The sequence below is a fragment of the Streptomyces sp. NBC_00988 genome, from assembly GCF_045162645.1.
GTDB lineage: Bacteria > Actinomycetota > Actinomycetes > Streptomycetales > Streptomycetaceae > Streptomyces.
In genome coordinates, this window is sequence record NZ_CP108730.1 from 6,818,413 (window position 1) to 6,833,323 (window position 14,911).

Annotated in this window: 7 protein-coding genes; all 7 read left to right on the forward strand. The window is 71.9% G+C overall.

What is annotated here, in order from left to right:
- Positions 1–14 precede the first annotated feature (14 nt).
- Positions 15–2,423 carry a sodium-translocating pyrophosphatase gene (locus tag OG496_RS31325; protein ID WP_405973292.1) on the forward strand — a complete coding sequence of 803 codons (2,409 nt, stop codon included), beginning with the start codon at positions 15–17 and terminating at the stop codon, positions 2,421–2,423.
- A 195-nt stretch (positions 2,424–2,618) separates the two neighbouring features.
- The gene (locus OG496_RS31330) at positions 2,619–3,215 is read left to right on the forward strand and encodes a small secreted protein (RefSeq protein ID WP_405973293.1); all 597 of its coding nucleotides are present in this window, start codon (positions 2,619–2,621) and stop codon (positions 3,213–3,215) included.
- A gap of 137 nt (positions 3,216–3,352) precedes the next feature.
- The gene (locus tag OG496_RS31335) at positions 3,353–4,873 is read left to right on the forward strand and encodes a methyltransferase (RefSeq protein ID WP_405973294.1); all 1,521 of its coding nucleotides are present in this window, start codon (positions 3,353–3,355) and stop codon (positions 4,871–4,873) included.
- A gap of 546 nt (positions 4,874–5,419) precedes the next feature.
- A complete protein-coding gene (locus tag OG496_RS31340; RefSeq protein ID WP_405973295.1) occupies positions 5,420–7,930 on the forward strand; it encodes a protein kinase domain-containing protein in 2,511 nt (836 codons plus the stop codon).
- A gap of 95 nt (positions 7,931–8,025) precedes the next feature.
- Entirely contained in the window at positions 8,026–8,223 is a 198-nt protein-coding gene (locus OG496_RS31345) for a hypothetical protein (RefSeq protein WP_266769886.1), read from the forward strand.
- A gap of 420 nt (positions 8,224–8,643) precedes the next feature.
- On the forward strand, positions 8,644–11,484 hold the full coding sequence (gene topA, locus OG496_RS31350) for a type I DNA topoisomerase (RefSeq protein WP_399393870.1): 2,841 nt from the start codon (positions 8,644–8,646) through the stop codon (positions 11,482–11,484).
- A gap of 122 nt (positions 11,485–11,606) precedes the next feature.
- The gene (gene tmk, locus OG496_RS31355; RefSeq protein ID WP_405973296.1) at positions 11,607–14,906 is read left to right on the forward strand and encodes a dTMP kinase; all 3,300 of its coding nucleotides are present in this window, start codon (positions 11,607–11,609) and stop codon (positions 14,904–14,906) included.
- The last annotated feature ends 5 nt before the right edge of the window (positions 14,907–14,911 follow it).

The window sequence follows — 14,911 nt, forward strand, 5'->3', positions numbered from 1 at the left end:
GTCAAGGAGGACGAATGGCGGGGCTTTCTACCCCTCAGCAGTTTGATCACCCCACAACCTTCGCAGCAGCAGTTCTGACCGACGACAACCGCATCCTCGTGATGGTGATCGGCCTCGTGGCGCTGGCGGCGCTCGCGGTCGCGGTCATCCTGGTCCGCGAGGTACTCGCGGCCGACGAGGGCACCGACAGCATGAAGAAGATCGCGACGGCGATCCAGGAAGGCGCGAACGCCTATCTGGGACGGCAGTTGCGCACGGTCGGCGTATTCGCCGTGATCGTTTTCTTCCTGCTCCTGATGCTGCCCGCGGACGACTGGAATCAGCGTGCCGGACGATCGATCTTCTTCCTGATCGGTGCGGTGTTCTCGGCGGCCACCGGCTATATCGGCATGTGGCTCGCCGTACGCAGTAATGTCCGTGTCGCCGCGGCAGCCCGGGAAGCGACCCCGAGGGAGGGTGAGCCGGAAAAGGATCTCACCGCCGTCTCGCACAAAGCAATGAAGATCGCTTTCCGCACGGGCGGCGTCGTCGGCATGTTCACGGTGGGGCTCGGTCTGCTGGGCGCCTCGTGCGTGGTGCTGGTGTACGCGGCCGACGCGCCCAAGGTGCTGGAGGGATTCGGCCTCGGTGCCGCCCTCATCGCCATGTTCATGAGGGTCGGCGGCGGCATCTTCACCAAGGCCGCCGACGTCGGCGCCGACCTGGTCGGCAAGGTCGAGAAGGGCATCCCGGAGGACGACCCGCGCAACGCCGCGACCATCGCCGACAACGTGGGCGACAACGTCGGCGACTGCGCGGGCATGGCGGCCGACCTCTTCGAGTCGTACGCCGTGACGCTGGTCGCCGCGCTGATCCTCGGCAAGGCCGCCTTCGGCGACTCCGGGCTCGCCTTCCCGCTGCTCGTGCCGGCGATCGGTGTGATCACCGCCATGATCGGCATCTTCGCGGTGGCACCGCGCCGGACCGACCGCAGCGGCATGTCCGCGATCAACCGGGGGTTCTTCATCTCCGCGGTGATCTCGCTCGTGCTGGTGGCGGTCGCGGTGTTCGTCTATCTGCCGTCGTCGTACGCCGACCTCGACGGCGTCACCGACGCGGCGATCAAGGCCAAGGACGGCGACCCGCGGATCCTCGCGCTCGTCGCCGTGGCCATCGGCATCGTGCTCGCGGCGCTGATCCAGCAGCTGACCGGCTACTTCACGGAGACCAACCGCCGTCCCGTGATGGACATCGGCAAGACCTCGCTCACGGGGCCGGCCACCGTCATCCTCGCCGGGATCTCGCTGGGCCTCGAATCGGCCGTCTACACCGCCCTGTTGATCGGCCTCGCGGTCTACGGGGCGTTCCTGCTCGGCGGCGTGTCGATCATGCTGGCGCTGTTCGCGGTGGCGCTGGCCGGTACCGGTCTGCTCACCACGGTCGGTGTGATCGTCGCCATGGACACCTTCGGGCCGGTCTCCGACAACGCGCAGGGCATCGCGGAGATGTCCGGCGACGTCGAGGGCGCGGGCGCGCAGGTGCTCACCAACCTGGACGCGGTGGGCAACACCACCAAGGCCATCACGAAGGGCATCGCCATCGCCACCGCCGTCCTGGCGGCGTCGGCGCTCTTCGGGTCGTACCGGGACGCGATCCTCACCGCCGCCAACGACGTCGGCGAGAAGGTCTCGGGACCGGGCGCGCCACTCAACCTGATGATGGACATCTCCCAGCCCAACAACCTGGTGGGCCTCATCGTGGGTGCCGCGGTCGTCTTCCTCTTCTCGGGTCTGGCGATCAACGCGGTCTCCCGGTCCGCGGGGGCCGTGGTCTACGAGGTGCGGCGGCAGTTCCGCGAGCACCCCGGGATCATGGACTACACCGAGACACCGGAGTACGGCCGCGTCGTCGACATCTGCACCAAGGACGCGCTGCGTGAGCTGGCCACGCCCGGTCTGCTCGCCGTGCTCACGCCGATCGCGGTCGGGTTCACGCTCGGCGTCGGCGCGCTCGGCTCGTTCCTGGCGGGCGCGATCGGCACCGGCACGCTGATGGCGGTCTTCCTCGCGAACTCGGGCGGTGCCTGGGACAACGCGAAGAAACTCGTCGAGGACGGCAACCACGGCGGCAAGGGCAGCGAGGCCCATGCCGCCACGGTGATCGGCGACACGGTCGGCGACCCCTTCAAGGACACCGCGGGCCCGGCCATCAACCCGCTGCTGAAGGTGATGAACCTCGTCGCGCTGCTCATCGCGCCCGCGGTCATCAAGTTCAGCTACGGCGACGACAAGAACACCGGGGTGCGGATCGCGATCGCGGTCCTCGCGTTCCTCGTGATCGCCGTCTCCGTGTACATCTCCAAGCGGCGCGGGATCGCCGTGGGGGACGACGGCGACGACGCCGACCGGACGGCCAAGTCGGCGGATCCGGCGGTCGTTTCGTAGGCGGTTCTACGGAGTCCTGCTCAACGGGCGGGCGGGTGGCGCGAGTTGTGGGCGCCGCCCGCCCGTTCTGTCTGTGTTCAGACTTCTGCCGTGAGCCTTCTCTCGCTTGGTGCAAATGGCTTCAAAAGGACTCCTATCGGACCTTAGGCCCGGGGCTGCGGGCCGTCCGCCGTGTATGTTCCGGGGCCGAGAGCCATGGAAGGGACCAAACCGGTGAACAAGAAGCTCGCGGTCGCACTGTCCGGCGGTGCGGTACTGGTACTGGCGCTGTCGGGATGCGGCGGCAGTGGCGACGACAGCGACGCCAAGCTGGACGCCTGGGCCAAGCAGGTCTGCGTCGCGGTGCAGCCGCAGGCGAAGAAGATCCAGGCCGCCAACACGGCGATCCAGAAGGAGACCTCGGACAACAGCACCCCGGAAGAGGTCCAGAAGACCGACTCGCAGGCCTTCCAGGACATGTCCGACGCCTACAAGGCGATCGGGGCCGCCGTGAACACCGCCGGGGCACCGGACGTCGACAACGGCGCGAAGAAGCAGCAGGACGCGGTGAAGGAGCTCAACGGCATCTCCGCGTCGTACGCCACCCTGAAGGGGCAGGTGGACGTGCTGAACACCAAGGACCAGGCGAAGTTCGCGGACGGCCTCAAGGGCATCGCGACCTCGCTGGACAAGCTCAGCACGAGCGGGAACGACGCCCTGAAGACCCTCGAAGAGGGCGATGTCGGCAAGGCGATGACCAAGCAGGAGGCCTGCAAGACGGCTACTCCGGTGGCTTCGTCGTCGGCGGCCTGACGCATTCCCTGTAGGCAGCGATCTTTCAGTAGCTGAAAGATGCCCCGGTACGCGTGCGTGCCGGGGCCTTCGCGTGTGCGGGAGCCTTGTCGGTCGGTGCCACGCGTGTTGTCGGTGGGAGCGGCCACAATGGGGGTGTGAGTAACTCCACCCTGCCCACCCTGCCCGCATCCGACCGCCCGGAGGTCGCCACCCGGCTCCGGGACGCCCTGCTCGGCGCCGCCTTCACCGCCGACGGACTGCTCGAACTGCTCGGTGCCCCCGCGTACGCGGCGCTGGCCCGCAGCGAGACCGTGCCGGCCCTCCGGGCGACCAGAGGCGACACCCCGCTGGAGACGCTGGTCCGGCTGTTCCTCCTCCAGCAGCCCGTGCCGCACGCACGTGTGGCCGACGTCCTGCCCGTCGCCGCGTGCGTGGAGAGCGGGTGGCTGGTCTCCGTCGGTACCGACGAGGTCGCCGCGACCGTGGACGTACGGCCGTACGGCGGGCCCGACGGCGAGGACTGGTTCATCGTGTCCGACCTGGGGTGCGCGGTCGGCGGGGCCGGCGGGATCGGCAGCCGGGAGGAAGGCGTCGTCCTCGGGGTGGGCGGCGCGTCCACCACGCTCGCGGGGATCACCGTACGGACGCCGGTCTCCGCCGCGCTCGACCTCGGCACCGGGTCCGGCATCCAGGCGCTGCACGCGGCCCGGCACGCCACGCGCGTGACGGCCACCGACCTCAACCCCCGTGCCCTGCACATCACCGCGCTCACCCTCGCGCTGTCCGGAGCCCCGGCCGCCGACCTCCGCGAGGGCTCGCTCTTCGAGCCGGTCCGGGACGACGAGACGTACGAACTCATCGTGTCCAACCCGCCGTTCGTGATCTCGCCGGGCGCCCGGCTGACCTACCGCGACGGCGGGATGGGCGGGGACGATCTGTGCCGGTCGCTCGTTCAGCAGGCGGGGGATCGGCTGCGCGAGGGCGGATTCGCGCAGTTCCTCGCCAACTGGCAGCACGTGGAAGGGGAGGACTGGCAGGACCGGCTGCGCTCGTGGGTGCCGCGCGGGTGCGACGCCTGGATCGTGCAGCGCGAGGTCCAGGACGTCACGCAGTACGCCGAGTTGTGGCTCAGGGACGCGGGCGACCACCAGGGCGACACGGCCGCGTACGAGGCGCTCTACGACGCGTGGCTCGACGAGTTCGAGGCGCGCAAGGTCAAGGCCGTCGGCTTCGGCTGGATCACCCTGCGCAGGACGGACTCCGACGCGCCCTCGATCACCGTCGAGGAGTGGCCGCACCCGGTCGAGCAGCCGCTCGGCGACACCGTGCGGGAGCACTTCGACCGGGTCGACTATCTGCGCGCCCGCGACGACGCGGCCCTGCTCGCCGCCCACTTCAGGCTCGCCCCCGAGATCATCCAGGAACAGGTCGGGCTGCCCGGCGCCGAGGACCCCGAGCATGTCGTCCTGCGCCAGCACCGCGGCATGCGCCGGGCGACCAAGGTCGACACGGTCGGCGCGGGCTTCGCCGGCGTCTGCGACGGCACGCTGAGCGCGGGCCGCATCCTGGACGCCATCGCCCAACTCGTGGGCGAGGACCCGGTTTTGCTTCGTGATCGGACGCCAGCGCAGATTCGGTTGCTGGTGGAGCAGGGGTTCCTTGAGCCGGTGGGGTGACCGGTGCCGGCGGCTGACCGGCGCGGGCGAAGACCGGTTGCGGGCGGCGACTGGCGTGGGGTGGCGGCCGGTTGCGGGCGGCTGACCGGCACGGGGCGGCGACCGGTTGCGGGTGGCCGGCCATTTTCCGAGGCCGGAGCGGGCCTGTCGCCCTCGGCCGACTGGCCGCACCCGGACGGGAGTTGGTCCCGGTCGGGCGGTTGCTCTCGGTCGGCGCCTGCCTCTGCCGACCGGCTGCTCGCGGCGGCCGACCGCGACTCGGCCGCCGGTCTCTCGCACCGCCGAACGCCTACGGCCGGCCCGGTCATCGCGCTGCCGCCCGCCCGCCGTATCCGCCGCCCGCCCCTGCCGTATAGCGCCCCAACCCCTCCCCACCCCTGTCACGCCTGAGGCCTCCCCGGGCCACTGGGCCGCATGCGTCCCCATCCGGCGAGATTGTTCGGATCGGTGCGGAAAAGCCCTCTTGTCAGTGGCGGGTGCGAGGCTACTTTCGGAGACAGGTTCCACGCGTCCTCGGGGGAGGCGCGCCGTCTCGGGGGAGGCGTGATGGCCGGGGATACGCCGGAACAGGGCGAGGGCAGCGTCGTCAACGGGCGCTACCGGCTGCTGCGCATGCTCGGCGCGGGTGGCATGGGGCGCGTATGGCTCGCGTACGACGAGGAGTTGGCGTGCGAGGTCGCCGTCAAGGAGATCGCGCTGCCGGATGCGTCGGGGGACGGCGGCGAGCGCGCGCGGCGCATCGCGCGGGCGCGCGGTGAGGCGCGGCACGCGGCCCGGTTGCGCGGCCATCCGCATGTGGCGACCGTGCACGACGTGGTGATCCACGAGGGCCTGCCCTGGATCGTCATGGACTACGTCCCCGACGGAGTCGACCTCCAAGCGGTCCTAGGGCGTTCGGGCCCGCTGCCGCCGGCCCGGGTGGCCCGCATCGGGCTCGCCCTCCTCGACGCGCTCACCGCCGGGCACCGCATCGGCATCCTGCACCGGGATGTGAAACCGGCCAACATCCTTCTGGCACCGGACGCTTCGGGCGATCCGTACGCGCGCGTGCTGCTCACCGGCTACGGCATCGCCCTCCAGCCCGAGTCCCACGAACCCCACCTCACCGCCACCGTCGGCATCATGGGCACGCCCGGCTACCTGGCCCCGGAGCGCGCCCGCGGCGAACCGCCGACTCCGGCCGCGGACCTGTTCTCCCTGGGCGCCACGCTGTACGCCGCGGTCGAGGGCCGCGGCCCGTTCGACCGCGACGGCGACTTCGCGACGCTCACGGCCCTGCTCGGCGAGGAGCCGACACCGGCCGTCCGTGCGGGTGAACTGGCGCCGGTACTCCAGGGGTTGCTGGTCAAGGACCCGGCGTTGAGGTCGACGCCGGAGACCGCGGCGCGGGGGTTGGAGCGGGTGGGGCGGCGGGCCGGTGCGGCGCCGGGGAGTCTGCCGACGCCGGACGGGGTCGGGCGGGGGCGGGGTGACTTGGGCCGGATGCCCAGCGGCTTCGGACCGCCGCCGGAGGGCTTCGGACCGGCACCGGGCGGTCGGCCCACGGCAGATCAGTCGCCGGGGGGTGTCGCCGGCGGTCCGCCCGGCAGCGTCGGGAGCAGTCCGCGCGGCTACGTCGGGCGCGGTCGGCCCGGCTACGCCGAGGGTGATCCACCCGGTCGTGTGGAGAGCGGACCTCGGGGTCAAGTCCCGGGCGGGCAGCCCGGATACGCCATGGGCGGCCCCTACGTGGGCGGTCCCTACGCCCCGCAGACCCCGGGAGGCCCCGGGGCTACCCACCAGGACCCGGCGCCGTACGGTGACCGGCCCCCGGCCGCCCTCGGGGGCTCCACGCCCGGAGGCCGGCCCACTTCGGGGACACCGGAGGCCTTCGGGACGCCGGAGACTCCGGGCGGCCCAAACGCCCCTGGCACCCCGCCGACCTCCAACGCGCCGAATACCCCGGCGGGCGCCGAGTCGCCGTACTCCCCGCAGGGGCAGGCCGGTTCGCCCGGCGGCGGGTCGTACGGGCAATGGGATCCGTACGCGAACAGCCCCACGATGCCCTACCAGGGCGGCTATCAGGGTGCCCGGCCGGAGTCCTACCAGGGCAGCGCGCCGACGCCCCCCTACGCGGGCGGTCAGGGGCCGACGTATCCCGGTGGTCCGAGGGCGATCGGCGGCGGGTCACGCCACGGGGGTCCGCGTCGGAGGCCGGTCGGGGCGGTTGTCGCTCTTGTCGTGGCCGTCCTGATGGTGGTCGCCGGTGGAGTGTGGGCCGTGACCTCGCTGGACGACGGGAAGGGGGCGGCGGCGACCAAGAAGGCGTCCCCGTCGGCGTCGGCCGGGGCCGCGTATCCGTACGGCGAGGACGTCGGGCTCAAGAAGGCGTTGCGGGCCGGGGATTGTGTGCACGCGGTGTGGACCGGGGCGGCGTTCGCGTCGCGGCCCGACCTGGGTGTTGTGAGCTGTGCGCACGGCGTTCCGGACGGGCAGGTGATGGCGGTCGACGCGGCGAGCGACTTCGCCGACGCGCGGGACCACGGGGGCGAGCGGTGCGCGGGCAAGGTGAAGGGGGTGGCCGGGTCCCTGGCCGACGCCGGTGTCTACGCCCTCACGCCGACCGAGGCCGGCTTCCGGGCGGCCGGGGGCGGTACGGCGTGTCTCGTGCTCGGCCGGCATGTGCCGATCGGCGGGGAGATAGGGCGCTTCCGGAGTGCCGGGTCGAACGTGTGGACCACCGAGATGAGCGTCGGCGACTGCTGGCTGTACGTCGACCACAAGACGTATTTCACCGCGTCCCTGACCGACTGTGCCGATCAGCACACCGACCAGGTGATCGGTTTCGTGACGGCCCCGAGGACGATGGCGTTCGAGGAGGCGCTGCGGCAGGGGAACAAGCTGTGCGGCGACAAGTTCGAGTCGACTTGGGCGCCCGGTGCCGACCGTTCCGTCTTCGGGTATCTGTCCGACGAGACCAACTGGAAGGCCGGTTTCGACTCGGTCGTGTGCACCGTCGGCCGAGCCGACCGGTCCCGGACGAGCGGGGCGATATCGTCCTCAGGAACGACCGCCTGAGCGCTGTCCGCCGCGAGTTCACCCGGGGTTGGCCTGCCCGTCGCCTCCGGATGTCAGCCTCCCGGACCGGGGCATCCGGCCGGGAGGGGACACACATGGAGAGCGGGCCTGCGATCTTCGCGGGGTTGGTGTTCGCCCTGTTCGGAGGCGCGCTGCTGCTGTGGACCGTGGTCAGGGTCCGGCACCGCGAACCCGTCGCCCAGGGTGTGAACCCGGTCGCATCGGCGACCCTCGCGAGCCTCGCCGCGGTCGCCGCCCTCCTCCTCGGAACCTGGTGCTTCCTGCACGTCTGAGCAGCGCACCGGAGCCGCGGCACGGACGATCGGCGGACAACCAGGAGATCACCCTCCGGATGGCTCCGAAAAGGCCGGTGGGGACTCCGGGCGGCAGGAATGGCGGTAGTCGGGTTACCGTTCGAGTGGCCGTTGCGGGCTTTTCCCGTTTGACACGGGGGCGGGATGTACCGTCACACTCCGCAGCGTCACCATGACCCGACCTCGGGACCAAGCGACCCCGGGGAGATGCAGGCACGTCCCCGCGCCGCCCGGCAAGCACTCTCGCCGCACCGGTCGAAGGCCCTGGTAGCTCCGCTACGAGGACCTCTCACCGGTACACCGAGAGCCCGCCCGGAACGACGCGGAAGCGCACCTGCTCCTCCCCGGAGCCGTTTGCCCCGGGGGAGGCCCCAGCGTCGACCGGAGAGAAGAGCGAAGTTGTCCCCGACCAGCGAGACCGCACACGGCGGCCGCCGACTCGTCATCGTCGAGTCCCCTGCCAAGGCGAAGACGATCAAGGGCTACCTGGGCCCCGGATATGTCGTCGAGGCGAGCGTCGGGCACATCCGCGACCTTCCCAACGGCGCCGCGGAGGTGCCCGAGAAGTACACCGGTGAGGTCCGCCGTCTCGGTGTGGACGTCGACCACGACTTCGAGCCGATCTATGTGGTCAACGCCGACAAGCGGGCCCAGGTCAAGAAGCTCAAGGACCTGCTCAAGGACTCCGACGAGCTCTTCCTCGCCACCGATGAGGACCGTGAGGGCGAGGCCATCGCGTGGCACCTCCTTGAGGTCCTGAAGCCCAAGGTCCCGGTCAAGCGCATGGTGTTCCACGAGATCACCAAGGACGCGATCCGCGCCGCCGTCGCCAACCCGCGCGACCTCAACCAGCCCCTGGTCGACGCCCAGGAGACCCGCCGTATCCTCGACCGCCTCTACGGCTACGAGGTCTCGCCGGTCCTCTGGAAGAAGGTCATGCCGCGCCTGTCGGCCGGCCGTGTCCAGTCCGTCGCCACCCGGCTCGTCGTCGAGCGGGAGCGCGAGCGCATCGCGTTCCGTTCCGCCGAGTACTGGGACCTGACCGGCACCTTCGGGACCGGCCGGACCGGTGACGCGAGCGACCCGTCGACCCTCGTCGCCCGCCTCCAGGCCGTCGACGGCAAGCGCGTCGCCCAGGGCCGCGACTTCGACTCCCTGGGCCAGATCAAGGGCGCGAACACCCTCCACCTGGACGAGGCCAACGCCCGCGCGCTGGCCGCCGCCCTGGAGGACACCCGGTTCGCCGTCCGGTCCGTCGAGTCGAAGCCGTACCGACGCTCGCCGTACGCCCCGTTCCGTACGACGACGCTCCAGCAGGAGGCCAGCCGCAAGCTCGGCTTCGGCGCGAAGGCCACCATGCAGGTCGCGCAGAAGCTGTACGAGAACGGCTACATCACCTACATGCGTACGGACTCCACGACCCTGAGCGAGACGGCGATCACCGCCGCCCGCGCCCAGGTGACGCAGCTGTACGGCGCCGACTACCTGCCGGCCCAGCCGCGCGTGTACGCCGGGAAGGTCAAGAACGCCCAGGAGGCGCACGAGGCGATCCGCCCCTCGGGTGATCGTTTCCGCACCCCGGCCGAGACCGGCCTGGCCGGCGACCAGTTCAGGCTCTACGAGCTGATCTGGAAGCGGACCGTCGCTTCCCAGATGAAGGACGCGGTCGGCAACTCCGTCACCGTGAAGATCGCGGGCACCTCGTCCGACGGCCGGGACGTCGAGTTCAGCGCCTCCGGCAAGACGATCACCTTCCACGGCTTCTTGAAGGCCTACGTAGAGGGCGCCGACGACCCGAACGCCGAGCTGGACGACCGCGAGCGCAGGCTGCCGCAGGTCGCCGAGGGCGACGCGCTCAGCGCCGAGGAGATCACGGTCGACGGGCACGCCACCAAGCCCCCGGCCCGCTACACCGAGGCCAGCCTCGTCAAGGAGCTCGAAGAGCGCGAGATCGGCCGCCCGTCGACGTACGCGTCGATCATCGGCACGATCCTCGACCGCGGCTACGTCTTCAAGAAGGGCACGGCCCTGGTGCCGTCCTTCCTGTCCTTCGCCGTCGTCAACCTCCTGGAGAAGCACTTCGGGCGGCTCGTCGACTACAGCTTCACCGCCAAGATGGAGGACGACCTCGACCGCATCGCCAGCGGCGAGGCGCAGGCCGTGCCGTGGCTGCGGCGCTTCTACTTCGGCGAGGGCGAGGCGACGGGCGCCGCCGAGGCAGGCAACGGCGACGGCGACCACCTGGGCGGTCTCAAGGAGCTCGTCACCGACCTGGGCGCGATCGACGCCCGCGAGGTGTCGTCCTTCCCGGTCGGCAACGACATCATGCTGCGCGTCGGCCGCTACGGCCCCTACGTGGAGCGTGGCGAGAAGGACTCCGAGAACCACCAGCGCGCCGACGTCCCCGAGGACCTGGCACCGGACGAGCTCAGCGTCGAGCACGCGGAGGAACTGCTCGCCAAGCCGAGCGGCGACTTCGAGCTGGGCGCCGACCCCGAGTCGGGCCACCAGATCATCGCCCGTGACGGCCGCTACGGCCCGTACGTCACCGAGGTGCTCCCCGAGGGCACCCCGAAGACCGGGAAGAACGCCGTCAAGCCGCGTACGGCCTCGCTGTTCAAGTCGATGACCCTCGACACGGTGACGCTCGCCGACGCCCTCAAGCTGATGTCGCTGCCGCGTGTCGTCGGCAAGGACGCCGAGGGCGTGGAGATCACCGCGCAGAACGGGCGCTACGGGCCGTACCTGAAGAAGGGCACGGACTCCCGCTCGCTGACGGCCGAGGACCAGCTCTTCACGATCACCCTCGAAGAGGCGCTGGAGATCTACTCCCAGCCCAAGCAGCGCGGCCGGGCCGCAGCCAAGCCGCCGCTGAAGGAACTGGGCACCGACCCGGTCAGCGAGAAGCCCGTCGTCGTCAAGGACGGCCGCTTCGGGCCGTACGTCACCGACGGCGAGACCAACGCGACCCTGCGCTCCGACGACAGCGTCGAGGAGATCACCCCGGAGCGCGGCTACGAGCTGCTCGCCGAGAAGCGGGCCAAGTCGCCCGCCAAGAAGACGGCGAAGAAGGCCCCGGCGAAGAAGACGGCCGCCAAGAAGGCGCCCGCCAAGAAGACGACGACGGCCAAGAAGACAGTGGCGAAGAAGACGACGGCGACCGCCAAGAAGACGACCACCGCCGCCAAGACCGCGACGGCCAAGAAGACGGCCACCTCCAAGGTGACGTCCGAGGACTGACCCGCACGCTTCCTGCACCACAGGGTCGCGAAACGAACGCCCCGGCATCACTTTGGTGTCGGGGCGTGCGCAGGTCCGGGCGGGCGCGGCTTGTTGTCGGTGGCTGCCGATAGGCTGAAAGCATGACGCCAGCCGAGCAGCCAACGGCCCACCAGCCGGCCCCCGACGACGCCCTTGTCGCGGACTCCCGCGAGCGTGCCGTCCGCGCCCTGCTGCGCCAGCCGCAGCTCAAGCGGTTGTGGAGCGCACAGCTCGTGACGGGTGTCGGCGACACCCTCGCCCTGCTGGTCCTGGTCGTGCTCGCCTTCCAGGCGGCCATCGCCCAGGGCTCGTTCGGCGGTGGCTACCGGGGTGTGGCGTTCGCGGTGGCGACCGTCTTCGGGGCGCGCATCCTGGCGACGCTGCTCTTCGGGGCGGTGCTGCTCGGCCCGCTCACCTCGCTCACCTCCCAGGAGGGGCCGCTCGACCGGCGCTGGACCATGGTCGGCGCGGACGGTCTGCGGGCCGCGCTGCTGATCGTCGCCCCCCTGTGGATCGACTGGACACCGGACAACGCACTGGCCGTGCTCCTGGTGACCGCCTTCGTCACCGGGGTCGCCGAGCGCTTCTGGACGGTGTGCCGCGAGAGCGCGGGGCCTGCCCTGCTGCCGGCCCCGCCGCTGGAGGGCGCCACGGTCCGGCCGCTGCCCGACCACATGGACGCGCTGCGCCGGCTCTCGCTGCGCACGAGCTTCGTGGCGATCCCCCTCGCGGCCGCCGCACTCGTCGTGGCGGCCCTGCTCAACAACCTGCTGGGCACGGGCGTCGCCTGGTTCGACCAGCACCAGGCCGCGCTCGGTTCGTACGTCGCGGCCGGGCTGTTCGCCGCGTCCCTCTCCGTCCTGACCGCCCTGGAACTGCCCGGAATCCGCACCCCGCGCGCGCGGTCGCCGCTCGAAGGGCTGCGCCGCCCCAGGACGGGCACCGGCGTCGACAAGGGCCGTACGGGCGCGATCGCGCTGCTCGTGGTCGCCTGCGCGGCCGTCGCCGCGGCGATCTCCGCCGCCGTCGCCGTGTCCGTGCTCCAGGCCCAGGACCTGCACGGCGGCCCGGTGACCTTCGGGCTGCTGGTGCTCGGGCTGACCGGTGGGGTCGTGGTCGGCATCCGTACGGCGCCCGCCCTGCTGCCGACACTGTCGCGCCGCCGCCTGCTGACCCTCGCCATCGCCTTCACCGGCATCGCGCTGCTCGCCGCGGGCCTGGTCCCGGACGTCACCACCGTGCTGCTGATCGTCGCGCTCGCCGGCATCGGCGCGGGCGTGGCCGCCAACACCGGGCACACCCTGCTCGACCAGGAGGCCGAGGACTACCGCCGGGCCCGCACCACCGAGCACCTGCACGCGGTCGTCCGGGTCGCGGTGGCGCTCGGCGCGCTGATCGCCCCCCTGGTGGCGGCGCTGATCGGCCCGCACCGCCTGGAGAACGGCAAGTTCGTGTTCGCGCACGGCGGCGCCGCGTTCACGCTGATGCTGGTCGGCGCCCTGCTGCTGCCGGTCGCCGCGCTGGTCCTCGCCAAGGTCGACGACCGCGCCGGAGTGCCGCTGCGGCACGATCTGCGCGACGCGCTGCTCGGCGGCGACGACCCGGACACGGTGCCCGCGAGCACCGGCTTCTTCATCGCCCTGGAGGGTGGCGACGGCGCCGGGAAGTCCACCCAGGCCGAGGCCCTCGCCGAGTGGATAAGGGGCAAGGGACACGAGGTCGTGCTCACCCGCGAGCCCGGCGCGACACCGGTCGGCAAGCGGCTGCGGTCGATCCTGCTCGACGTGTCGTCGGCGGGACTGTCCCACCGCGCGGAGGCGCTGCTCTACGCCGCCGACCGCGCGGAGCACGTCGACACCGTCGTACGGCCCGCCCTGGAGCGCGGCGCGATCGTCGTCTCCGACCGCTACATCGACTCCTCCGTCGCCTACCAGGGTGCGGGCCGCGACCTGTCCCCGACCGAGATCGCCCGCATCAACCGCTGGGCGACCGACGGACTTGTCCCGCACATGACCGTCCTGCTGGACGTGGACCCGGAGACCGCCCGTGAGCGGTTCACCGAGGCGCCGGACCGACTGGAGTCGGAGCCCGCCGAGTTCCACGCGCGCGTACGGTCCGGTTTCCTCACGCTGGCCGCCGCCGACCCGAGCCGCTACCTGGTGGTCGACGCGAGCCAGGAGCCCGAGGCCGTCACCACGGTGATCCGGCACCGCCTCGACACCGTCCTGCCGCTCTCCGAGGCCGAGATCAAGGCCCAGGAGGAGGCGCGCAAGGCCGCCGAGGAGGAGGCCCGCCGCAAGGCCGAGGAAGAGGCCGCCCGCAAGGCGGAGGAGGAGCGCCTGGAGCGCGAGCGCCAGGAGCAGCTCGCCCAGCTGCGCGCCGAGGAGGAGGAGCGCAAGCGGCGCGAGCTGGAAGAGGCCCAGCGCCGCGAGGCCGAACGCCAGGCCGAAGAGGCCCGGCAGCGCGCCGAGGACGCACGCAGGCGTGCCGAGGAGGAGAAGGCCCGCCTCCTCGCCGAGGAAGAGGCCCGCGCCGCCGAGGAGGCCCGCCGCAGGGCGGAGGCCGACCGGCTCCGCAAGCAGGCCGAGGACGAGGCCCGGCTGCGCGCCGAGGCCGAGGCACGGCGGCTGGAGAAGCAGCGCAAGGCCGAGGCGGCCCTGCTCGCGGCCGAGGAGGCCCGCCGCTTGGCGGCGGAGGCGGCGGCCGCGGCGGAACTGGCGGCTCGACAGCCGACGGCTCCTCCGGTGCCCGCCGCTCCGGAGGCCAGGCCTGAGGCGTCGACTGTGCCGACGCCGGTGGTGAAGCCGGGCGCGGGGGCTGGTGCCGGTGCGCGTGGGCGGTCGGCGGAGGATACGGCTGTGCTGCGGTCGGTGAGCTCCGGTTCCGGGGACGAGACGGCCGTACTGCGGTCGGTGTCCGGAGACTCCGAGGCGCCCGGTTCCGAGGTGCGCGACTCCCACGGACGGGACTCCGAGAGGACGGCCGAGCTGCCGCAACCGCCCGCTCCCGCGGGGGCCGCGGACGAGACGGCCGTACTGCCTCCGGTGTCGGCTGCTGAAGAGACGGCCGTCCTGCCGCCGGTCGGTGCCGCGGACGAGACCGCGGTGCTGCCGCCGGTGCGCGACCAGGGGCCGTCGGACCGGGTGCCCGCGGGCTTCTTCCGGGACGAGCATCCGGCCGACCGGTCCGAGGGTGGCGAGGACCGCACCCGCGAGCTGCCCCAGGTCGACGAGCAGGGTGCGCCCCGGCGCCGGCCGCGCCCCGACTGGGCCGAGGAGACTCCCCTGGACGACCTGCCCTCGCTGGCCGACGAACTGCTCGGTCCGCGCGAGGACGGCGACTTCGGCCGCGACGACGACATCGGGCGTGGGCGGGGTCGTGGCCGGGGGCGCAGGGGCTGACGGCA